This window comes from Paraburkholderia phenoliruptrix, assembly GCF_047325075.1.
Lineage (GTDB): Bacteria > Pseudomonadota > Gammaproteobacteria > Burkholderiales > Burkholderiaceae > Paraburkholderia > Paraburkholderia phenoliruptrix.
The window spans coordinates 1140191-1162266 of the sequence record NZ_CP168531.1; the positions used below are offsets into that span (position 1 = coordinate 1140191).

A 22076-nucleotide genomic window follows, 5' to 3' on the forward strand; every position below is an offset into this window, starting at 1 on the left:
TCCTGCGCCTCTAGCGGATCGGCGTGACATAACAACGGAGACTGTATGGAATACGTCATCGGCGTGGATATCGGGACGCAGAGCACGAAGGCGCTGCTGGTGGACCGGCATGGCGCTATCGTGGCGCAGCATGCGTCGAGTTATCAGCCGGATACGCCGAGGCCGCTGTGGGCCGAGCAATGGCCGGCGGTATGGTTCAAGGCCGTCACCGAATGCATTGCCGCCTGCGTGCGACAGGCAAAGGAGGCGGGCGTGGCCGCGGATTCCATCCAGGCCGTGTGCGTAAGCAGCCTGTACGGCGGTTCCGGCATTCCCGTCGATAGCGAGATGCGGCCGCTGTATCCGTGTCTGATATGGATGGACCGGCGCGCGACCGATCAGGTCGAGCGGGTGCGGGCCAACGTCGATCTCGATCGGCTTTACTCGATCACCGGCAACGGCGTGGACAGCTATTACGGCTACACGAAGATGCTGTGGCTGCGCGATCACGAGCCGGAGGTGTGGGCGCAAACGCGCTACTTCCTGCCGCCGAACGCTTACGTGATCTACATGTTGACGGGCGAAATTGCCGTGGATCACAGCTCCGCGGGCAACATTGGCGGCATCTACGATATCGCGAAGCGCGACTGGTCCGACGAGGCGCTCGATATGCTCGGCATTCCTGCGACGATGATGCCCGAGCGTCTCGTGGAATCGTCGGAAGTGGTGGGCGGTTTGCTTTCTCAATGGACCGAGCAGCTCGGTCTCGCAGCAGGCACGGCGATTGTGGCAGGCGGCGTGGATGCCGCGGTCGCGACGTTCGCCGCCGGCGTGAGCCGCGCCGGCCAGCATGTGGCGATGATCGGCACGAGCATGTGTTGGGGCTACATCAATCAGACCGTCGATGCACGTCACGGGTTGATTAGCATGCCTCACGTTTTCAACGGCCAGCGCGACATCTATGTGTTCGGCGGGGCGATTACCGCGGGGGCGTCGGTAACCTGGTATCGCGATCAGTTCTGTCAGGCGGAGATTGAAGCCGCACGCGCCACGCCGCATGGCGATCCGCATCGCCTGCTTGAAGAAAGCGCAGCCAAAGTGCCGGCCGGGTCGGATGGCGTGATGTTTCTGCCGTATCTGATGGGCGAACGCAGCCCCGTGTGGGACGCGAAGGCGAGCGGCGCGTTCGTCGGGCTGAGTCTTTTTCATACGCGGGCCCATCTGTATCGCGCGGTGCTGGAGGGCGTGTCCTTCGCGTTGAAGCACAACATCGAGGCGGGGCGGCAGGGTGCTCAGTCGCTGGAGGACAAGCTGATCGTCGTGGGCGGCGCCGCGCATTCGGACCTGTGGATGCAGATCATTGCCGACGTCACCGGCTATCCGGTCTATACGATCGAGCAGGAAGTGGAAGCGGCGATGGGCGCCGCGTTGCTCGCCGCGCTCGGCGTGGGACTGGTTTCGCGCGAGGCGGCGCAAGGCGGCTGGATCACGCTGATCGAACGAGCGCAACCCGACGCCGCGCGCATGGCGCGCTACGACGAGCGGTTCGGCATCTATAAGGACCTGTATCCGGCACTGAAGCCGGTCATGCATCGCTTGCAAACATCATGAATGCTACTTTTGATTTCTCGGGCCGCTCGATTCTCGTGACGGGCGCATCGAGTGGGATAGGGCGGGCAACGGTCGAGATGTTGTGCGCTTGCGGCGCGGAGGTCGTGGCCGCGGCGCGCAATGCGAACGAGCTTGCGCGTCTTGCTGAAGAGACCGGCTGTGAGCCGTTGAAGCTCGACGTCAGCGACGAGGCCGCGATAGACGAGGCGTTTCTCTCGCTCGGTGCTTTCGACGGTCTGGTCAATTGCGCCGGCATTGCGTTGCTTGAGCGAGCGGTGGACACCACGGCCGCGAGTTTCGATCGCGTGATGGCGGTGAACGCGCGGGGCGCGGTGCTGGTCGCGAAGCATGTCGCGCGTGGAATGATCGAGGCGAAACGCGCCGGCAGCATTGTGAATGTTTCCAGCCAGGCGGCGCTTGTTGCGCTTGACGATCACTTGAGCTATTCGGCTTCGAAAGCCGCGCTCGATGCAGTGACGCGGGCGTTGTGCATCGAGCTCGGCCCGTTCGGAATCCGGGCGAATAGCGTGAATCCGACTGTGACGTTGACGCCCATGGCGGTGCAGGCGTGGAGCGAGCCCGCGAAGCGGGAGCCTGCCTTGAAGGCCATTCCGCTGGGACGCTTTGCAGAGCCTGCGGAAGTGGCTTCGGTTGTGATGTTCTTGTTGAGCGATGCGGCTTCTATGGTGAGTGGGGTTTGTTTGGCGGTGGATGGGGGGTATGTGGTTCGGTGAGCGAAGCAAGAACGAACGTGGCAGCGAAGCGTTCGGGACCGACTTCGGCGTGCACTCGCCGGCCCGCTTGTCGACTGCTCGTGGACTTACAACATCGTCCTAACCTGCCAAAGCTCAGGAAACAAAACCACATCGAGCATCTTGCGCAAATAAGGCGCGCCGCTCGTCCCGCCGGTCCCCTGCTTGAACCCGATAATCCGCTCAACCGTCGTCACGTGTCTGAAGCGCCACTGCCGGAAAGCGTCCTCGAGATCGACCAGCTCTTCGGCCATCTCATACAACTCCCAATGCTGCGAGGGATTGCGATACACCTCGAGCCAGGCGGCTTCGACGGAAGCATCATGGACCGTGGGCTGCGTCCAGTCGCGCGCGAGCCGCGCAGGTGAAATCGCAAAGCCGCGACGCGCCAGCAGCTTGACCACTTCGTCGTAGAAGGACGGTGCTTCGAGAGAAGCCTTCACTTCGGCGAGCACATCGGCGCGATGGGCATGCGGCTTGAGCATCTGCTCATTCTTGTTGCCGAGCAGAAACTCGATCTGCCGGTATTGATAAGACTGGAATCCCGACGAGCTGCCGAGATAGGGGCGCATCGACGTGTATTCGGACGGCGTCATCGTCGCGAGGACGTTCCAGGCCTGCACGAGCTGCTCCATGATTCGCGAGACGCGCGCGAGCATCTTGAACGCCGGCGGCAGCTCGTCGCGATGCACCGCGGCGAGCGCGGCGCGCAACTCGTACAGCGCGAGCTTCATCCACAATTCGCTCGTTTGATGCTGAATGATGAACAGCATCTCGTTGTGATCGGGCGACAACGGATGCTGCGCGTTCAGCACCGTGCCGAGCGACAGATAATCGCCGTAGCTCATCGACTCGGAAAAATCGAGCTGCGCGTCGTGCCAGCCGTCGGCTGCGGTCGCGTTTGCGGCGGGCGCATTCGCGGACGCAGCGCGCCCATGACCGAACGGGCAACCCTGCGCGGGCACTTCTTCGGGCAAGCCCGGCGTTTGCATGTGATCGTTCATTCGTGCGCTCCTCAGGTCACGGCGCCGCGTGCGGCAAATTCGGGCGCGCGCCAGGTCTCGCGCGCGAGCACGTCGCGCAAGGTTTCGACGGCGTCCCAGACATCGACGAAGCGCGTATAGAGCGGCGTAAAGCCGAAGCGCAGCACATGCGGCTCGCGATAATCGCCGATCACGCCGCGCGCGATCAACGCCTGCATCACCTCATAGCCATGCGGATGCTCAAAGCTCGCATGCGAGCCGCGCTGCGAATGCGCGCGCGGCGTGACGAGCTTCAGCGGAAACTCGCTGCAACGCTTTTCCACCAGCTCGATAAAGAGATCGGTCAGCGCGAGCGACTTCCGGCGGATCGCCTGCATGTCGGTCTGCAGAAACACGTCGAGCCCGCATTCGACGAGCGCCATCGACACCATCGGCTGCGTGCCGCACAGATAGCGGCCTACGCCCGGGTCCGGACGATACGTCGGGTCCATCTCGAACGGCGCGGCATGTCCCCACCAGCCGGAAAGCGGCTGCGCAAAATCGTTCTGATGCCGCTTCGGCACCCACACGAACGCGGGCGAGCCGGGACCGCCGTTCAGATATTGTAGGTGCAACCGACGGCATAGTCCGCGCCGACGCCATTCAGGTCGACCGGCACCGCGCCGGCGGAATGCGCGAGGTCCCACAGCGCGAGCGCGCCGTTGTCGTGAATCAGCTGGGTCAGCGCGGCCATGTCGTGCATGTAGCCGGTGCGGTAGTTCACGTGCGTGATCATCGCGATGGCGGTGTCGTCGCCGATCGCCTCGGGAAGTTCTGACGGATCGTCGACGAGACGCAGTTCATAGCCGCGGTCCAGTTGCTCGATCAGCCCCTGCGCGATGTACAGATCCGACGGAAAGTTCGAGCGCTCGGAGACGATCACGCGGCGCTTCGGGTCGCGCGCATGGGCGAGCCGCAGCGCGGCGGACAGCACTTTGAACAGGTTGATCGAAATGGTATCGGTGACGACCACTTCGTTGTCCGCCGCGCCGATCAGCGGCGCGAGCTTGTTGCCGAGACGGCGGGGCAGCGAAAACCAGCCGGCGGCATTCCAGCTGCGGATCAGTCCTTCGCCCCACTCGGCGGCGATCACGGTCTGCGCGCGCTGCGCGGCGGCGGCCGGCGGCACGCCGAGCGAATTGCCGTCCAGATAGATGGTGGTCGGCGACAGCGCGAACTGGTCGCGCAATGTCGCGAGCGGGTCGGCGCTGTCGAGCGCCAGGGCTTCTTCGCGGTGATTCATGGTGGGTCTCGTTCGTTCGCGGATTGCGGATTACGGATTACGGATGGGGGCGGATGGAAAATCAGTGCGTGTCGGGCAGCGCGCGCAGGACCGCGCGCACCGGGCTCGCGTCGAGCGTGGTCAGCTTGAGCGGCAGCGCGATCAGTTCGTAGTCGCCGGGCGCGACCTCGTCGAGGACGATGCCTTCGAGAATTGCCATGCCGTGCGCGCGAATGCGATGGTGCGCGTCCATCGTTTTCGACTCCTGAGGATCGAGCGACGGCGTGTCGATGCCGATCAGCTTCACGCCGCGGGCCGAGAGCAGGTCGATGGTTTCCGGCGCGACCGCGCAAAAGCCGCTGTCCCACGCCGCGGTTGGCGCGTTTTTGTAAGTGCGCAGTAAGACTCGCGGCGGCACATCGGCCAGCGCGTCCTGCAGGTGTTGTGGCGTCACAACAGGTGACGCGCCAATGCAATGAACCACGCGGCATCGTCCGAGATACGCGTCGAGCGGCACGTGGCCGATCGCGGCACCATCGGCGTCGTAGTGCAACGGCGCGTCGGTATGCGCGCCGGTGTGCGGCGAGAGCGTGAGCCGCGCGACGTTGACGGGCGAGCCGGCCTCGATTCGCCAGACGCGCTCGATGCCCACCGGCGTGTCGCCCGGCCAGACGGGCGTCGCCGTATCGACGGCGGGGGTGATGTCCCAGAGTGTTTGCATGTCCGCACTGAAGTGGATGTCTATACGGAATGATAGGTGGCCGGCCGCGAAATGTGATTGCGAAAAAATCTCCTTCTTGCCCCGCTCTTGGAACATAATTTGAGTCAAATGGGAAAGGGAGACCGAATATGAACGCAATCTCGCTCGACGCCACCGATTGCCGTATCTTGACGGTGCTTCAGCAGGAAGGACGAATCAGCAATCTGGATCTCGCGGAACGCATTTCGCTGTCGCCGTCGGCGTGTCTGCGGCGCTTGCGTCTATTGGAGGAGCAGGGCGTGATCGAGCACTATCGCGCGTGTCTGAACCGCGAGGTGCTGGGCTTCGAACTGGAGGCGTTCGTGCAGGTGTCCATGCGCAACGAACAGCAGAACTGGCACGAGCGCTTCGCCGAGGCGCTGCGCGACTGGCCGGAGGTGGTGGGCGCTTTTGTGGTGACAGGCGAGACGCATTATCTGCTCCGCGTTCTCGCGCACAACCTCAAGCATTATTCGGATTTTGTGCTGCAGCGTCTCTACAAGGCGCCGGGCGTCCTGGATATCCGCTCGAATATCGTGCTGCAGACCTTGAAGGAAGATTCCGGCGTGCCCGTTTCGCTGGTCACGCGCACGGGCACGCACGGCGCTCCGCACAACGATCGCTGAGGCGCCGCGGCGCTGGCCGGGCGGCCCTCCTGGCGCGCAGTGCGCTTTCCTGCGCGGTCTCGGCGGGCCGTGGCTGCGGCCGCCGAGACAGCGGCCCAGACCGGGTGGCGCGTGCCGCCTACAGCGGCTTTAATCCGTGAAACTGGCCGTTCTGGAAAACCAGCGGCGCAATCTGAGCGGCATTCTCGTGCACGCCGCAACGCTCCACCTCGCCGACAAAAATCACGTGATCGCCTTCTTCATAACGGCTGCGGTTATGACATTCGAACCACGCGAGCGCGCCGTCGAGCACCGGCATGCCGCTGTCGCCCGCCGCGTGCGACACGCCTTCGAAGCGGTCGCCTTTCAACGTGGCAAAGCGCTTGCATAAATCGAGCTGCGACGCGGCCAGCACATTCACGACATAGTGGCTGTTCGCGCGAAACACCGACATGGACGCCGAGCGCGTCGCGAGACTCCACAGCACGAGCGGCGGGTCGAGCGAAACCGAGTTGAACGAGCTGGCGGTGATGCCGATCAATTGTCCCGACGGCGCTCGCGTTGTAATCACGGTGACGCCGGTGGCGAATTGGCTGAGCGCCTGCCGGAAGGCGGGCTGGTCGAAGTTGGGCGGACTGGCTTGCTTCATTACGCGCAAGCCGCCGGTGCGTGGTGGCCGAAAGCCGCGCTGGAGCGCTCGCGCGCACGGCGGAAAGCAGATGATTCGAAAGTCATAGTGAAAATCGTCGATTTGTCCCAATTTTAACTGCAATCGCGGCGCACGGGCCGCGACGCAACCGGCGCACCGCAAAACCGGCTAAGCTGGAACGCTACGCCGATGGCACGGGCGTTGCGGCAAAGCGGAAGCGGCATCGGCCGATCACGAGTTTGAAGGAGCGAGCAGCATGAGTCAGACAGGCGAAATCGCCACTTTGGGTGGCGGATGTTTCTGGTGCCTCGAAGCGGTCTATCTGGGCGTCGACGGTGTGAACTCGGTGGAATCGGGCTATGCGGGCGGTCACACGCAGCATCCGAGCTATGAACAGGTGTGCGACGGCGACACGGGACATGCCGAAGTGGTCAAGGTCGACTTCGATCCGTCAAAAATCAGCTACCGCGAGATTCTGGAGATTTTTTTCGCCATCCACGATCCGACGCAGCTGAACCGGCAAGGTAACGACGTCGGCACGCAATACCGCTCGGTCATCTTCACGCACTCCGACGCGCAGCGCGAGGCGGCCTTGCAGGCGATCCGCGAAATCGGCGCGGAAGGCATCTACGACGGCCAGATCGTCACGCAGGTGTTGCCGCTCGACGGCAATTACTGGCCGGCCGAAGCCTATCATCAGAACTATTTCGCGCAGCACCCGAATCAGGGCTATTGTTCGTTCGTGGTTGCGCCGAAGGTCGCGAAGTTCCGTCAGAAGTTCGCGCACCGGATCAAGGCGGGCTGAGCGGCCTACGGCAGTTTCATGCAGGCGCGTGCGCCTGCTCGTGCGCGAGCCGCGCGTACGCTTCCACGATCTCGCGCGCCAGTTCGATACAGCTGAGCGGGGCCGAGCCTTCCGCCTTGTTGTTGACCGCGATCACCACCGGCTGGCCGGCAAGCGCATAGCGCGCGGCCAGTTCGGCGAGCGACGCGCGGGTGGCCGGATCGCGGTCGACGAGCTTGTCGAACGGCTCATACTTCGCCTTGGCCTGCTCGTATTTGAAACCGCCATGCAGGCTCCAGCGCACGATGAGCGGACCCGCCGGCTCACCGTCCAGCAGCGCGAGGGCGGCTGCCTGCCGTAGCGGATCCGGCATCCGCGCATGAATGCCCACGCAGTAGCGCACGCCCGCCGCTTTCAGCGTACGAATGAAGCGCGGCGTCAACAAACTCGCGTCACGGATTTCAACGGCGTAGCAGGTTCCGTCAGGCAGCTTCGGTAGCGCCGTCAGAAAATCGCCCAGCCGTTCGATGAACGCCGCGGGCTGCGCCAGCATCTGGTCGGGCAGTGGCGAAAGCTGGAACACCAGCGCGCCGGCCTTCGCACCGAGACCTTCCAGACACGGCGTGACGAACTCGTCGATCGCCATGTGCGCGTTCAGAAAGCACGGATTCAGCGATACCGGCTCGCCGCGTTCGGCACGCATGGTGGCGTCGGTGATGGTCATCGGCGCCTTGACGATAAAGCGGAAATGCTCGGGCACCTGCTGCGCGTAACGCAGGTATTCGGTGACGCTGAGCGCCTGATAGAACGACCGGTCGATGCTCACCGTTTTGAGCAGCGGATGCGCGCCATAGGCCGTGAGGCCGTCGCGCGAGAGCTTGCTGTTGCTGTAGTCGTCGCCGTAGACGATGCCGTTCCAGCCGGGAAACGACCAGGTGGAGGTCCCGAGGTGCACTTGCGACGGCAGTTGCGCGGCGAGCGCGAGCACGTCCGGCGAGGGGGGTGCGGGAAGAACGTCGCGCGTGCGGCGTTTTTTGGGCGCTTCCACGGCGACGGCGGCGGCGGGCGCGCCGCTTTGCGCAGCGGACTGCGGCGGTTCGTCTTCCTGCCAGAGGGGCGTGGCCCCAGCCGCTTTCGAGCGGGCAGCGCGCCGGCTTCCAGCTTGGGGCGGCTGCGCGGAAGACGGCGCGCGGCTCTTTTCTTGCGGCGGTGCATCGGTCCGGGCGTCGGTCCCAGTGTCGCTCCCAATGTCAGCCCGGGAAGGCTTCGCACGGGTCTCGGCTTGCGGCAGAGCGGCCGGCGGCGCTTGCACCGGCATCCCGAAGAGATCGCACTGTATCGCTTCGCTCGAGGCTGCCGCTTGCACTTCTCGTGCCTCTTGCGCCTCTGCTCGACGTGGCGCATCGGCCTTGCCGGGCGTCTCTGTAACTTCGCTTGTCCTGCTCTGGCCCATCGAGATTCGACCTGCTGTTCAGTGGTGCGCACCGCGGCGGCACGCTCGTGCACGACGCCGCGTCGCTTGCCTCACAGCGGCTTTTCGTACATGTAGTGGCGCGACCACGGCAAGGTTTTCGCGCTGCGGCCGGCCTTGCGGCAGACGACCTGATAGATGGAGACGTCGTCGTTTTCGAATGCGTACGCGCAGCCGGCGAGATACACGCGCCAGATGCGGAATTTTTCGTCGTCGACGAGCTTGCGGGCTTCTTCCGCGTGCGCCTCGAAATTTTCCGCCCAGATGTCGAGCGTGTGCGCATAGTGACGGCGCAGGCTTTCCACGTCAACCGCTTCGAGGCCGCCGCGCTGCATGGACTCGAGCGCGAGGCTGATATGCGGCAGTTCGCCGTCCGGGAACACATAACGGTCGATAAACTCGCCGCCGCCGAGCGCCGTCTCGCCGCTGTCGGCGTCGCTCGACGTAATGCCGTGATTCATGGCGATGCCGTCGTCGGCGAGCAGATCGTGCATTTTCCTGAAGTAGCCGGGCAGATTCTTGCGGCCGACGTGCTCGAACATGCCCACGCTCGTGATGCGGTCGAACTGACCCTCGACGTCGCGATAATCCTGCAGACGAATCTCGATCTGATTCTCGAGACCGGCGGCTTTGACGCGCGCGGTGGCGAGATCGAACTGGTTTTGCGACAGCGTCACGCCCACGCATTGCGCGCCGAATTTCTGCGCCGCGCGCAGCACGAGCGCGCCCCAGCCGCAGCCGATGTCGAGCAGGCGCTGCCCCGGCTGCAACTGGATCTTGGTGAGGATGTGGTCGATCTTCTTCAGCTGCGCGGTGGCGAGGTCTTCGTCGCCGTTCTCGAAGTAAGCGCACGAGTACACCATATTCTCGTCGAGCCAAAGCTTGTAGAACTCGTTCGAGACGTCGTAGTGGTACTGGATCGCTTTTCTATCGGACGCTTTGGAATGCTGGAAATAGCGCCGCACCCGCGCGAGCTTGCTCGCACTATTGACCGTGTTGCGCGCGAGCTGATAACCGACGTTGATGATGTCCGAGAGCTTGCCCTCGATGTCGATCTTGCCCTTGACGTACGCCTCGCCCAGATTGTCGAGGCTCGGTTCGAGCAGATAAGGCAGCGCCGTTGCGCTCTTGACGTGCAGCGTGACCTGAGGCGCGGCGAAGCGCCCGAAATCGTGCTGCTGGCCGTCCCACAGCACGAGACGTGCCGGTAAGTCAGCCTTGGTTTTGACTTCTTCCACCCACTGCGCCAGCTTTTTCTCCCAGAACATGCGATTTCTCCGTGTCCGTTGAATTAAAGCAAAGCTTGTGCAGACCGCAGCCCGGTGCGGCGCAACTCCAATGCCGCGAGATGCAATCCGTGCCGCGCGCTGCTGCGTCGGCAACGCGCCGGCGATGTTGCTGTTTCTGATTCAGGGCGACAGACGGCAGATCTGCCAGTCGCTGGTTTCGCTCGCGCGCGTGTAGAGCAGGCGGTCGTGCAGACGCGACGGCCGCCCTTGCCAGAATTCGATTGCTTCGGGCACCAAACGATAGCCGCCCCAATGCGGCGGACGCGGCGGTTCTTCGCCGTATTGCAGGCGCATTTCGCGTTCGCGGGTTTCGAGCTGCGAACGGCTTTCAATCACCTGACTCTGGTTGGATGCCCACGCGCCGATGCGCGAGCCGAGCGGACGCGACGCAAAATAGGCGTCGCTTTCCTCCGCGCTCGCTTTGACGACGCGCCCTTCGATGCGCACCTGGCGCTCCAGCTCGATCCAGTAGAACAGCAGGCTTGCGTATGGATTCGCGGCCAGCTCGCGGCCCTTGCGGCTCTCGTAGTTGGTGAAGAACACAAAGCCGCGCTCGTCCACACCCTTGATCAACACAATGCGCGCGGACGGACGGCCGCGCGAGTCGACGGTGGCGAGCGTCATGGTGTTCGGCTCGGGCAGTTTCGCCTCGACAGCCTGTTGAAACCAGACATCGAATTGTCGGAACGGGCTGCGGTCCACATCGCCGATGTCCAGAGAACCCAGCGAATAGTTTTTTCGAAGTTCGGCGAGTGAGGTCATGTTCTTATGCGCACGCTACAGTCAGGCCAGTATAGCTAAGGCGCCGATTTTTTGCGCGCAGGCAGATCAAGCGCCAAGGCTTCTGCGCGCGCTTCGCGGTCGATGTCCCGGTCGGTTGCCGGAGAAGGGCGCCTGCCATGCGAATCGATACGTTCAGGCAAAATACGGACTGCGCGCGCTCGACGCGCGCTCTGTTTTCCGCCCGTTCACCGAGTTCCATCATGTCGACCACCGCGCAATCCGATCTTACTACCAGCCTCCACGGCGGCGAAACCGCCGACCACGCGCGGCGCTTCGGCGGCATTGCACGTCTGTACGGCACGCCGGCGCTCGCCGCTTTCGAAGGCGCGCATGTCGCGGTGATCGGCATCGGCGGAGTCGGCTCGTGGGTCGCCGAGGCGCTGGCGCGCAGCGCCGTCGGCACCCTGACGCTGATCGATCTCGACAACGTGGCGGAGAGCAACACGAACCGGCAGATTCACGCGCTCGACGGCAACTACGGAAAACCGAAGGTCGAAGCGATGGCCGAGCGCATCGCCGCCATCAATCCGGCTTGCGACGTGCGCCTCGTCGAAGACTTCGTCGAGCCCGATAATTTCGCGGCGACGCTCGGCGGCGGCTTCGACTATGTGATCGATGCGATCGACAGCGTGCGCACCAAGACTGCGCTGATTGCGTGGTGCGTCGAGCGCAAGCAGCCGTTGATCACGATTGGCGGCGCGGGCGGCCAGCTCGATCCGACGCGCATTCGCATCGACGATCTTGCGTTGACGATTCAGGACCCGTTGCTCTCCAAGGTGCGCGGCCAGTTGCGCAAGCAGCACGGTTTTCCGCGCGGGCCGAAAGCAAAGTTCAAGGTGAGCGCGGTGTATTCGGACGAGCCGCTCATCTATCCGGAAGCCGCGGTCTGCGATATGGATGAGGAAGCGGAGCACGTCACGACGTCGCCCGGACATACCGGGCCGGTGGGCCTGAACTGCGCGGGCTTCGGTTCGAGCGTGTGCGTGACGGCAAGCTTCGGATTCGCCGCGGCCGCGCATGTGCTGCGGGCCTTGGCGAAAGAGGCGCGGTAGCGCGCGCCTGGCATGCGCGGCCCGCGCGAGAGAGGCTGGGCGGCTCAGTACAGCGCGGCGCTCAGCTTACGCCGCCATTGCGACACCAGCTCCGGCTGATGCGCGGCGAGATCGAACACCGACAGCATCGTCTTGCGGCCGATATCGTCGCGGAACGTGCGGTCGCGCTGCACGATGGCAAGCAGATGCTCCAGCGCGCCCGCATATTTGCGGTGAGCGATCAGCGCGCTCGCCAGATCGAAGCGCGCTTCAAGGTCGTCCGGATGACTGGCCACGCGGGCTTCCAGTGCGTCGGTCGGCGGCAGGTCGGCGGCGGCGTCCACCGCGTCGAGGCGCGTCTTGATCGCGTTGAAGCGCGCGTCGATGCCTTGCGTCGTCTTCGGCGACAGCAGGTCCACTTCGTTGCGGGCTTCGTCGATACGGTTGTCGTCGAGCAGCATTTCGATGCGGTCGAGGCGCGCTTCGTCGAAACCCGGGTCGAATGCCAGCGCGGCTTGCAACGCCTCGTACGCGTCTTCGCGCCGGCCCTCGGCAAGCGCGGCCTGCGCCTCGACGCGCGCCGCGTCCGCGCCTTGCGGCACGAGCCGTTCGATGAATTCGCGCAGTTGCCCTTCAGGCAGCACGCCGACGAACTGGTCGACGGGCCGGCCGTCCGCGAACGCCATGACGTGCGGAATACTGCGCACCTGGAAGTGCGCGGCGAGTTCCTGATTCTCGTCGACGTTCACCTTGACGAGCTTCCATTTGCCGCCGGCTTCTGCTTCGAGTTTTTCCAGCATTGGGCCGAGCGTCTTGCAGGGGCCGCACCACGGCGCCCAGAAATCGACCAGCACAGGGGCCAGTGTCGACGCCGCGATGACGTCCTTTTCGAATGTGGCCAGAGTGGTGTCCATTGCATCCTCGTCGATAAAACGGTTGGTCTGTTACATGGGGCCGAACGGCGCGGATTCAATGCGCGTCGCGCCGCCTGCCGCCACCGCCGTCATTTCCGCCGTCATTTCTTTTGCGGCAGTGGAATCCATTCGGTTTCGCCCGGCACCTGGCCCATTTCCTGATTCGTCCACGCCAGTTTCGCGGCTTCGATTTTCTCGCGGGAACTCGCGACAAAATTCCATTCGATAAAGCGCTCGCCGTCCAGCTTCTCGCCGCCGAGCACCATGACGCGCGCGCCGTGCGTGCTCGCGAGCGTGACGGTTTCGTCGAGCGCGAGCACGGCCATCTGGCCGACTTCGAGCGGCGTGCCGTCGATTTCCAGATCGCCTTCCACGAGGTAGACGCCGCGTTCCTCGTGCTCCGGTTCCAGCGCAAACGCGCTGCCCGGCGCGAACTCGCCCGCCACATAGAGCGTGCCGGAAAACGTGCTGACGGGCGAGCTTTCGCCGAAGGCGGTGCCCGCGATCACGCGCAGCGTCACGCCGTTGCGCTCGACGACCGGCAGCGTGCTCGCGGCGTGATGCGCGAAAGAGGGCTCCACGTCTTCGTCTTCGAGCGGCAACGCGACCCACGTCTGAATGCCGTGGATGGTCTGGCCGTTCGCGCGGTCTTCGGCGGGCGTGCGCTCCGAATGGACGATGCCGCGTCCGGCCGTCATCCAGTTGACGTCGCCGGGGACGATTTTCTGCTCGGAGCCGAGACTGTCCCGATGCATGATCGCGCCTTCGAACAGAAAGGTCACCGTGGCGAGGCCGATATGCGGATGCGGACGCACGTCGAGGCCGACGCCGGGAGCGAGTGTCGCGGGGCCCATATGGTCGAAGAAAATGAAAGGTCCGATCAGACGGGCGGCCATTGCCGGCAGCACACGGCGCACAGTCAGACTGCCGACATCGCGCAGATGCGGTTTGAGAACTGCCTTGATGGAAGAGGACATGGGCGGGCTCGGCTGAGAAGGGAAGAGGCTTGAATGGACGATTCTACTGCGGCAGGCGAAACGACGAGTTTTTACCGACACCGCCGTGCGGAAACCCGTAGGGCGGGTGATCCCATGCCGTGCCACCCTCCGCTAAACTGACGGGTTCAATACTTCATTGGAGACGGGGATGTCGCCCAAAGATCTGCTGCTCGCGCTGGTCGTCGTGATCGCGTGGGGCGTCAATTTCGTCGTGATCAAGGTGGGCTTGCATGGCGTGCCGCCCATGCTGCTCGGGGCGCTGCGCTTCTCGCTCGCGGCAGTGCCGGCCGTGTTTTTCGTCAAGCGCCCGCAATTGCCGTGGCGCTGGCTGCTTGCCTACGGCCTCACCATTTCATTCGGGCAGTTCGCGTTTCTGTTTTCCGCGATGTATGTGGGCATGCCGGCCGGGCTCGCGTCGCTCGTATTGCAGGCGCAGGCTTTTTTCACGCTGATCTTCGCCGCGTTGTTCCTGCACGAGCGCTTTCGCTTGCCGAATGTCGTCGGCTTGCTGATCGCGGCCGCCGGGCTTGCCGTCATCGGCATGCAGGGCGGCCACGCCATGACGCTCGCCGGCTTTCTGCTCACGCTGTGCGCCGCGTGCTCGTGGGCGCTCGGCAACATCGTCACGAAGAAGGTCGGCAAGGTGGATCTGGTGGGGCTCGTGGTGTGGGGCAGTCTGATACCGCCGCTGCCGTTCTTCGCGCTGTCTTATGCGTTCGAGGGGCCGCAGCGGATTGCCGCCGCGCTCTCCGGCATCAGCGCGATGTCGATTTTCGCGATCGTTTATCTCGCGTTTATCGCCACGCTGCTCGGCTATGGCTTGTGGAGCCGCCTGCTGGCGCGCCACCCGGCGAGCCAGGTCGCGCCGTTTTCGCTGCTCGTGCCGATTGTGGGCCTCGCGTCCGCGTCCGTCTTTCTCGACGAACATCTGTCCGGAGCGCAGGTTGCCGGTGCGCTGCTGGTCATGGCGGGGCTGGCCGTGAATGTGTTCGGCGGCTGGGTCGTGCAGCGCCTGTCGCCCGCGCGCTGAGTCGCTGCATGAAACGAAAACGGCCGCATTGCTGCGGCCGTTTGTCGTTGGATTGTCCGGCGGCGCAGGCGCTTTGCGCGCGCCCTACGTCATGCGGTTTTTCGCAAGCGGCGGATTTGCCGCGAAATAGCGCTTGATGCCGTTCATGATCGCGTCCGCCATCTTGTCGCGATACGCGTCGTCGTTCAGGCGCCGCTCCTCGTCCGGATTACTGATGAACGCCGTTTCCACGAGGATGGACGGAATATCCGGCGCCTTCAGCACGGCAAACCCCGCCTGCTCGACGGATCCCTTGTGCAGCTTGTTGATGCCGCCAATTTCCTTCAGCACGAAGTTGCCGTAGCGCATCGAATCGCGAATCTGCGCAGTGGTGGACATGTCGAACAGCGCGCGGTTGACGGTGGCGTCGGCGGATTTGATGTTGATGCCGCCAATCTGGTCCGACGAGTTTTCCTTGTTGGCCATCCAGCGCGCGGCCGCGCTCGAGGCGCCATGCTCCGACAAAGCGAACACCGACGAACCGCGCGCCTCGGGCGTGGTGAACGCGTCCGCGTGAATGGACACGAACAGGTCCGCGCCGACGCGCCGCGCCTTTTGCACCCGCACGTTCAGCGGCACGAAGAAGTCGGCGTCACGCGTCATCATGGCGCGCATGTTGGGCTGGGCGTCGATCTTGGCCCTCAGCTTCTTCGCGATGTCGAGCGCGACATGCTTTTCGTAAGTGCCCGAACCGCCGATCGCGCCCGGGTCCTCGCCGCCATGTCCCGGGTCGATCGCGACGGTCAACAGGCGCACTGTGTTGCTCTTGCCGGACTTCGGCGTGGTGAACGCGTAGGTGTCTTCGCCGCTGTCCTCGTTGCCGGGACTGCTGGTGCTGTTCGCGCTGCTGCCGCTGCCTTTGTTGCGGGCGAGCGCACTGGGCGGCGTGGCCGGCGCGCCGGGCGTCGACGGCTTGGCGATGATGGGCGGCAAAGAGGGCGATCCGGACGGCGATCCCCCGTGCGCCGGCGGATGCGGCACGGCCTGTGCCGAGCCGTTGCCGCCGTTCTGCGCATAGCGCTCGAAGAACGCTTCGCTGTTGTCGGCGAGCGGCGGCGTCGTGCCCGGGCCGCTCAACGTGGCGGGCGGCGCGCTGTTTTCTTCGTTCAGCGTTTGCTGCTTGCGCTCGCTTTGCGCGAGCAGTTCCATCAACGGATCGGGCGCGACGGCCGGATACAGGTCGAACACGAGCCGGTACTTGTACGCGCCGACAGGCGGCAGCGTGAACACCTGCGGCTTCACCGAGCCCTTCAGGTCGAACACCATGCGCACGACGTGCGGCTGGAACTGCCCCACACGCACCGATTGAATCTGCGGATCGTTCGGCGTGATCTTCGAGACGAGATCCTTCAGCGCCTGGTCCAGATCGAGACCGCTCAGGTCGACCACGAGCCGGTCCGGGCTCTGCAGCAACTGCTGCGCGTTCTGCAGAGGCTGATCGGATTCGATCGTCACGCGCGTGTAGTCTCGCGCGGGCCACACGCGCACGCCGAGCACCGAGCTGGCCCGCGCGAGACGCGGCGCGACGAGGCCCAGCACGAGGGTGGACGCGCCCGCGCGGAGAATCTGCCGGCGCCGCCAGTTATGCGTGGCGGTGGCCGCCGATTCGATCGAGCGGAACGGTTTGATCAACATCTTTCGAGACATGCCTTTCCTGTTTCGCTGTATGCCCGTGCGACGAGTACGCGGCCGTCGCCTTCGCTCGCCAGGTCGAGCGAGAAGACGAGATCCGGCACGCCGAGCAGCACGCCCGCGCGCTGCGGCCATTCGACGAGGCACACTGCGCCGCTGTCGAAATATTCGCGAAAGCCTGCGTCGGCCCATTCGGCCGGATCGGTGAATCTGTACAGATCGAAGTGGTAAAGCGCGAGTTCCCCGGCCGGCCGTTCCAGCACATAGGGCTCGACGAGCGTGTACGTCGGACTGCGCACGCGGCCGGTGTGACCGAGGCCGCGCAAGGTGGCGCGCACGAGTGTGGTTTTGCCGGCGCCGAGGTCGCCGACCAGTTGGACTTGTAGACCGTGAAATGCCTGCGCGTTGAGCTCGCCGCGCTCGCCTTCCTGAGCAAGGGCCACGCTTTCGATAGCCCGTGCGAAGCGCTCGCCGAATGCGAGTGTGGCGGCTTCGTCCGCGAACGCGAAGAAGCGTTCGAGCAGAACTTCGGCGGGCGGCGCGATCGCGCGATCGGGATGGTCAGGCATTCTCGTAAAATGGCGTGATGAACCGAAGTCCGGAATCCCCCGTGAGCCCTGTGTCCGACGCGTCTGCCTCTGGCGGCGAGGCGCGTGCCGAGCGTCAATTCGATGAGGCGGCGCTGCGCGCGCTCGCGCAGAACATCAAAACGTGGGGCCGCGAACTGGGGTTCGGGGCGATCGGCATTAGCGATACCGATCTCTCCGCTGCCGAAGCGCCGCTTGCAGCCTGGCTGGAAGCGGGTTGCCACGGCGAAATGGATTATATGGCCAAACACGGCATGAAACGCGCACGGCCTGCTGAGCTTGTGGCCGGCACGCTACGTGTGATCACTGCCCGCATCGCCTATTTGCCCCAGCAGTCCATGAGCGGAAAGCCAGCCGAGAGCGAGCGGCACGAAGCCCCGCACAACCGCGACTGGCGGGCCGCCGAGCAGGCACGGCTCGCCGATCCGTCGGCGGCCGTCGTATCGATTTATGCGCGCGGCCGCGACTATCACAAGGTGATGCGTAACCGTCTGCAACATCTGTCAGAGAAAATTCAGGCGGAGATCGGGGCGTTCGGTTATCGCGTGTTTACCGACTCCGCGCCGGTGCTCGAAGTGGAGCTTGCGCAGAAGGCCGGTATCGGCTGGCGCGGCAAGCATACGCTGTTGCTGCAACGCGATGCCGGCTCGCTGTTCTTTCTCGGCGAGATCTATGTGGATGTGCCTTTGCCGACGGACGCCGAGACGTCGCCGGAAGTCGCGCCCGAAACGCCGGGCTCGCATTGCGGCAGTTGCTCGCGCTGCATCGGCGCATGTCCGACAGGCGCGATCGTCGGTCCTTACAAAGTGGATGCGCGTCTGTGCATCTCGTATCTGACGATCGAACTGAAGGGCAGCATTCCCGTCGAGATGCGTCCGCTGATCGGCAACCGCGTGTATGGTTGCGACGATTGCCAGCTCGTGTGTCCATGGAACAAGTTCGCGCAGGCGGCGCCGGTCGCCGATTTCGACGTGCGGCATGGGCTCGACCGCGCGTCGCTGCTGGAACTCTTCGCTTGGAGCGCGGACGAGTTCGACACGCGCATGCAGGGCAGCGCGATCCGGCGCATCGGCTACGAAAGCTGGTTGCGCAACCTCGCCGTGGGCATGGGCAATGCGCTGCGGGCCTCGCCCGACGCATTGAGCGACGAGGCGCGCGAGGCGATCGTCGAGGCGCTCACGCGCCGGGCCGACGACCCTTCGCCGCTCGTGCGCGAGCATGTGCAGTGGGCGCTGGAAGCGGCGTAAACTATCCGTCGGCCATTCATGGGTGCGGCGGCAGTAAGCAGAAAGGAGGCGGCATGTTCAACGCAGTGATCGATGCGCCGTTCGGCAAGGTCGGCATTCGTCTCGAAGGGGAGGCGGTGCGCGAGATCGTCTATCTGCCGGAGTCGACGCCAAACGTTGCGCCGGACACGCTGTTGGCACGGCGCGTGGCCGAGCAGATCGAGCGGTATTTCACAGAGCCGTCGGCGAAATTCGAATTGCCGCTTGCGCCCGTCGGCACAGCGTTCCGGCGGCGCGTGTGGCAGGCGCTCGCGGAGATTCCGCCTGGCGCGGTCGTCACTTATGGTCAACTGGCGAAGCAGCTTGGCAGCGTGCCGCGCGCGGTCGGCCAGGCGTGCGGCGACAACTGCTTTCCGATCGTGATCCCGTGCCACCGTGTGGTGAGTTCGAGCGGAATCGGCGGATTCGCGCATCATGCCGAAGAAGGCTTTTTTCGCAACGTCAAGCGCTGGCTGCTTGCGCACGAAGGCGTTCCTACGCATGAGCGATACCCTGGTTGACGACGCAAGCGCGCAGTTGTCGCACTCGCCTTTGTTCACGGCGAGCTCCGCTTCAATCGACGCATTCTGCGACGCGCTGTGGCTTGAGCACGGCCTGTCGCGCAACACGCTCGACGCGTATCGGCGCGACCTGCGCCTCTTCAGCGAATGGCTCGCGCAAACGCGCAGCGCGTCGCTCGACACGGCCAGCGAGGCCGATCTGAACGCCTACAGCGCGGCGCGTCAGAAAGATAAATCGACGTCGGCCAACCGGCGGCTCTCCGTGTTTCGCCGCTATTACGGCTGGGCCGTGCGCGAGCATCGCGCGAAAGTGGACCCGACGCTGCGCATCCGTTCGGCGAAGCAGCCGCCGCGCTTTCCGTCCACGCTCAGCGAGGCGCAGGTCGAGGCGCTGCTCGGCGCACCCGACATCGAGACGCCCCTGGGTCTGCGCGATCGCACCATGCTCGAACTGATGTACGCGAGCGGTTTGCGCGTCACTGAACTCGTCACGCTGAAGACCGTGGAAGTGGGCCTGAACGAAGGCGTGGTCCGCGTGATGGGCAAGGGCTCGAAAGAGCGGCTCATTCCGTTCGGCGAAGAGGCGCACGGGTGGATCGAGCGTTACCTGCGCGACGCGCGGCCCGCGCTGCTCGGTGCGCGCGCAGCCGATGCGCTGTTCGTGACGAACCGCGCCGAGGGCATGACGCGCCAGCAGTTCTGGAACATCATCAAGCGTCACGCGGCGGCCGCGGGCGTGCATGCGCCGCTGTCGCCGCATACGTTGCGGCATGCGTTCGCGACGCATCTGCTCAATCATGGCGCCGATCTGCGCGTGGTCCAGCTGCTGCTCGGACATACCGACATTTCGACCACGCAAATCTACACACACGTGGCGCGCGAACGGCTGAAGTCGCTGCATGCCACGCATCATCCGCGGGGCTGATGCCGCTACGCGTTCAAACCAGTTCGCGCAGCCGGTGCTTCAGGATCTTGCCCGTCGATGCCGCCGGCAGCGCCGCGAGCACCTTGACTTCCGCGGGACGCTTGTAAGGCGCGAGACGCTCGGCGCACCACGCAACCAGTTCGTTGGGTGTGACGGTCGCGTTCGCCGCCAGTTCGACGAATGCAATGACTTCCTCATTGCCCTCGACCGCACGACCGATCACCGCCGACTGCACGACCTGCGGATGCGCGTTCAACACATGCTCGACTTCGGCGGGATACACATTGAAGCCCGAGCGGATGATCAAATCCTTGCTGCGCCCGACGATATGCAGCGCGCCGTCGCTGTCCTGCCGCGCGAGGTCGCCGGTTTTGAGCCAGCCGTCCTGCGTGACGGCGGCGCGCGTCTGCTCCGGATTGCGGTAGTAGCCGAGCATCACGTTCGGGCCGCGCACCCATAGCTCGCCGATCTCGCCGGGCGCGGCATCCACGCCGTCCAGACCGACGAAGCGCACTTCCACGCCCGGAATCACCGCGCCGACGGAGCAGTCGCTGCGCGGCGCGTCGAGCAGGGTCTGCGAGACGGTGGGACTGCTTTCGGTCATGCCGTAGCCGTTGTGCAGCGGCAAACCGTAGACGCTCTCCACGTGCGCCTTGAGCGCGGCGTCGAGCGGCGAGCCGCCCGAGTAGACAAAGCGCAGATGCGGCGCGCGCCACGCGTGTCCGTGCGTTTTCAGATGCTCCAGCAATTTCGCGTGCATGGCCGGCACGCCCTGGAATATCGACACACGTTCGTCGGCGAGGGCGCGGCGCACCGCTTCCGGCGCAAAGCGCGGCGCGAGGCGCAAGGTCGCGCCGGCGTGCAGACTGCCGAGGCACACCGACGCGAAGCCGTACACATGCGAAATGGGCAGCACCGCATACACGACATCGTCGGGACGCACCTGGCGCAGACGGCTCGACACCGCGGCGATAAAAAGCAGATTGCGATGCGACAGCATCACGCCTTTCGGCGCGCCGGTAGTGCCGGTGGTGTAGATCAGCGCCGCGCATTGGCGGTGGTTCGCGGCTTCGACCGGTTCCGCTTGGGCCGCAGCGTCCACCGTGTGGGACCATGCACCGATGTCCGGCGCCAGGGTCGGCGCAGGCGTCGCCCCGTGACGCTGCGCGTGCTGGCTGGCATCGACGGAGCTTTCCGTCACGTACGCCGTCACGCGCGGCTGCGCGTGCGCGCGAATCGCGTCCAGTTCCGCCGCCGACAGCCGCGCATTCGACACCAGTGCCCACGCGTCGAGCCGCGCGGTGGCGAACAGCAACACGATCTGAGCGATGCTGTTCTCCGCCACGATCATCACGCGATCGCCGCCGCGCACGCCCCATTGGCGCAACAGAGCGGCGGCGGCCTCGACGGCTTCCTGCAGCTGCGCGTTGCTCAGGCGGCGCGCGTCCTCGATGAGCGCGACATGCTGCGGATCGCGCGCGGCGGCCAGCGCGGGAAGATCGGAAATGCGCGCGGGCAACGCGGCCAGCAGCGCGGGAACGTCGAGGGCGGGACGAGAGGGCGAAGGGTTGCTCAAGGGCGTCTCCTGAATGCGGTTGCGTGCCCGGTGTGCATCGCGCCGGAACATTTTCGAACGATCGTGCCACAATGCCCGGGTCCGCACAATTGGCCATTCGGCAAATAGGCGTTGTGCAAAGTCGCCATTACAATGCGCCGATGAGCAAATCCAGACACGTTTCCGAGACGCCCGCCACGCAGTTGCTGCGCCGGCACGGCGTCGTCTTCGGCGAGCATCCCTACGACTATGTCGAACACGGCGGCACGGGCGAATCCGCGCGCCAGCTCGGCGTGGACGAGCATCATGTCGTGAAGACGCTTGTCATGGAAGACGAGCACGCCAAGCCGCTGATCGTGCTCATGCACGGCGACCGCACGGTCAGCACCAAGAACCTCGCGCGGCAGATCGGCGCAAAGCGCGTCGAGCCGTGCAAGCCCGAAGTGGCGAACCGGCATTCCGGCTATCTGATCGGCGGCACGTCGCCGTTCGGCACTCGCAAGCAGATGCCGGTGTACGTGGAGTCGAGCATTCTGGAGCTGGACCGGATCTGGCTGAACGGCGGGCGGCGCGGTTTTCTCATCAGTATCGAGCCGAAGGTGCTGGTCGATCTGCTGGGCGGGAAGCCGGTGCAGTGCGCGAGCGTGGATTGACGTTTGCCTGAATGTTTTCG

21 protein-coding genes and 1 pseudogene are annotated in these 22076 nt (G+C 64.7%); 10 read left to right on the forward strand and 12 right to left on the reverse strand.

The window, feature by feature from the left end; translation table 11 throughout:
• Positions 1-45 precede the first annotated feature (45 nt).
• Together ACEN8U_RS17285 and ACEN8U_RS17290 are read left to right on the forward strand one after the other, a co-directional pair.
• Entirely contained in the window at positions 46-1590 is a 1545-nt protein-coding gene (locus ACEN8U_RS17285) for an FGGY-family carbohydrate kinase (RefSeq protein ID WP_015003633.1), read from the forward strand.
• On the forward strand, positions 1587-2324 hold the full coding sequence (locus ACEN8U_RS17290) for an SDR family oxidoreductase (RefSeq protein WP_015003632.1): 738 nt from the start codon (positions 1587-1589) through the stop codon (positions 2322-2324). Before ACEN8U_RS17285 ends, ACEN8U_RS17290 begins: the two co-directional genes overlap by 4 nt.
• Positions 2325-2410: 86 nt before the next feature.
• On the opposite strand, the gene kynA is transcribed toward ACEN8U_RS17290, so the two are convergent.
• The 3 genes and pseudogenes from kynA to kynB all read right to left on the reverse strand — a co-directional run bounded on the left by kynA (position 2411) and on the right by kynB (position 5307).
• Entirely contained in the window at positions 2411-3346 is a 936-nt protein-coding gene (gene kynA, locus ACEN8U_RS17295) for a tryptophan 2,3-dioxygenase (RefSeq protein ID WP_015003631.1), read from the reverse strand.
• A gap of 11 nt (positions 3347-3357) precedes the next feature.
• Positions 3358-4607, reverse strand: a pseudogene (kynU, locus tag ACEN8U_RS17300) (kynureninase).
• Between the two features lie 61 nt (positions 4608-4668).
• A complete protein-coding gene (gene kynB / locus ACEN8U_RS17305) occupies positions 4669-5307 on the reverse strand; it encodes an arylformamidase (protein WP_041745731.1) in 639 nt (212 codons plus the stop codon).
• 128 nt (positions 5308-5435) lie between these two features.
• Here kynB and ACEN8U_RS17310 point away from each other — a divergent pair, with 128 nt between their 5' ends.
• Positions 5436-5951 carry an Lrp/AsnC family transcriptional regulator gene (locus tag ACEN8U_RS17310; RefSeq protein WP_013340345.1) on the forward strand — a complete coding sequence of 172 codons (516 nt, stop codon included), beginning with the start codon at positions 5436-5438 and terminating at the stop codon, positions 5949-5951.
• Positions 5952-6069: 118 nt separating this feature from the next.
• Here the strand turns inward: ACEN8U_RS17310 and ACEN8U_RS17315 are convergent, their stop codons facing one another.
• Positions 6070-6579, reverse strand: coding sequence for a flavin reductase family protein (locus tag ACEN8U_RS17315; protein ID WP_013589469.1), 510 nt, complete (start codon positions 6577-6579; stop codon positions 6070-6072).
• A gap of 256 nt (positions 6580-6835) precedes the next feature.
• Between ACEN8U_RS17315 and msrA the strand changes: the two genes are divergently transcribed.
• Positions 6836-7384 (forward strand): peptide-methionine (S)-S-oxide reductase MsrA, encoded by a 549-nt coding sequence (gene msrA / locus ACEN8U_RS17320; RefSeq protein WP_013589468.1) that lies wholly within the window; start codon positions 6836-6838, stop codon positions 7382-7384.
• A gap of 16 nt (positions 7385-7400) precedes the next feature.
• Here the strand turns inward: msrA and ACEN8U_RS17325 are convergent, their stop codons facing one another.
• From ACEN8U_RS17325 to pdxH, 3 genes are all read right to left on the reverse strand, one after another.
• Positions 7401-8816 (reverse strand): DUF72 domain-containing protein, encoded by a 1416-nt coding sequence (locus tag ACEN8U_RS17325; RefSeq protein ID WP_041745729.1) that lies wholly within the window; start codon positions 8814-8816, stop codon positions 7401-7403.
• A gap of 71 nt (positions 8817-8887) precedes the next feature.
• Positions 8888-10102 (reverse strand): SAM-dependent methyltransferase, encoded by a 1215-nt coding sequence (locus ACEN8U_RS17330; RefSeq protein WP_015003627.1) that lies wholly within the window; start codon positions 10100-10102, stop codon positions 8888-8890.
• A 141-nt stretch (positions 10103-10243) separates the two neighbouring features.
• A complete protein-coding gene (gene pdxH, locus ACEN8U_RS17335; protein ID WP_015003626.1) occupies positions 10244-10885 on the reverse strand; it encodes a pyridoxamine 5'-phosphate oxidase in 642 nt (213 codons plus the stop codon).
• Between the two features lie 221 nt (positions 10886-11106).
• Here pdxH and tcdA point away from each other — a divergent pair, with 221 nt between their 5' ends.
• The gene (gene tcdA, locus ACEN8U_RS17340; RefSeq protein WP_015003625.1) at positions 11107-11958 is read left to right on the forward strand and encodes a tRNA cyclic N6-threonylcarbamoyladenosine(37) synthase TcdA; all 852 of its coding nucleotides are present in this window, start codon (positions 11107-11109) and stop codon (positions 11956-11958) included.
• Between the two features lie 44 nt (positions 11959-12002).
• On the opposite strand, the gene trxA is transcribed toward tcdA, so the two are convergent.
• Both trxA and ACEN8U_RS17350 read right to left on the reverse strand, forming a co-directional pair.
• Positions 12003-12851 (reverse strand): thioredoxin, encoded by an 849-nt coding sequence (gene trxA / locus ACEN8U_RS17345; RefSeq protein WP_015003624.1) that lies wholly within the window; start codon positions 12849-12851, stop codon positions 12003-12005.
• 101 nt (positions 12852-12952) lie between these two features.
• A complete protein-coding gene (locus ACEN8U_RS17350) occupies positions 12953-13828 on the reverse strand; it encodes a pirin family protein (protein WP_015003623.1) in 876 nt (291 codons plus the stop codon).
• A gap of 169 nt (positions 13829-13997) precedes the next feature.
• On the opposite strand from ACEN8U_RS17350, the gene ACEN8U_RS17355 reads away from it, so the two are divergent.
• Positions 13998-14879: an O-acetylserine/cysteine exporter gene (locus ACEN8U_RS17355; protein WP_013589459.1), complete on the forward strand. Its 882-nt coding sequence runs from the start codon at positions 13998-14000 to the stop codon at positions 14877-14879.
• 84 nt (positions 14880-14963) lie between these two features.
• Here the strand turns inward: ACEN8U_RS17355 and ACEN8U_RS17360 are convergent, their stop codons facing one another.
• Both ACEN8U_RS17360 and tsaE read right to left on the reverse strand, forming a co-directional pair.
• Entirely contained in the window at positions 14964-16565 is a 1602-nt protein-coding gene (locus ACEN8U_RS17360) for an N-acetylmuramoyl-L-alanine amidase (RefSeq protein WP_041745727.1), read from the reverse strand.
• Positions 16547-17119 (reverse strand): tRNA (adenosine(37)-N6)-threonylcarbamoyltransferase complex ATPase subunit type 1 TsaE, encoded by a 573-nt coding sequence (gene tsaE, locus ACEN8U_RS17365; protein WP_015003621.1) that lies wholly within the window; start codon positions 17117-17119, stop codon positions 16547-16549. Before tsaE ends, ACEN8U_RS17360 begins: the two co-directional genes overlap by 19 nt.
• A gap of 17 nt (positions 17120-17136) precedes the next feature.
• On the opposite strand from tsaE, the gene queG reads away from it, so the two are divergent.
• Genes queG through xerD form a run of 3 tightly spaced genes read left to right on the forward strand, consistent with a single transcriptional unit; the run spans position 17137 to position 19848 of the window.
• Positions 17137-18384 (forward strand): tRNA epoxyqueuosine(34) reductase QueG, encoded by a 1248-nt coding sequence (gene queG, locus ACEN8U_RS17370; RefSeq protein ID WP_041745725.1) that lies wholly within the window; start codon positions 17137-17139, stop codon positions 18382-18384.
• Between the two features lie 53 nt (positions 18385-18437).
• Positions 18438-18923, forward strand: a complete 486-nt coding sequence (locus ACEN8U_RS17375; protein ID WP_015003619.1) for a methylated-DNA--[protein]-cysteine S-methyltransferase — start codon at positions 18438-18440, stop codon at positions 18921-18923.
• On the forward strand, positions 18904-19848 hold the full coding sequence (gene xerD, locus ACEN8U_RS17380) for a site-specific tyrosine recombinase XerD (protein WP_015003618.1): 945 nt from the start codon (positions 18904-18906) through the stop codon (positions 19846-19848). Before ACEN8U_RS17375 ends, xerD begins: the two co-directional genes overlap by 20 nt.
• Before the next feature lie 13 nt (positions 19849-19861).
• On the opposite strand, the gene ACEN8U_RS17385 is transcribed toward xerD, so the two are convergent.
• Positions 19862-21424: a class I adenylate-forming enzyme family protein gene (locus ACEN8U_RS17385; RefSeq protein ID WP_041746382.1), complete on the reverse strand. Its 1563-nt coding sequence runs from the start codon at positions 21422-21424 to the stop codon at positions 19862-19864.
• A gap of 140 nt (positions 21425-21564) precedes the next feature.
• Here ACEN8U_RS17385 and ybaK point away from each other — a divergent pair, with 140 nt between their 5' ends.
• Entirely contained in the window at positions 21565-22056 is a 492-nt protein-coding gene (gene ybaK / locus ACEN8U_RS17390) for a Cys-tRNA(Pro) deacylase (protein ID WP_015003616.1), read from the forward strand.
• Positions 22057-22076: the final 20 nt, after the last annotated feature.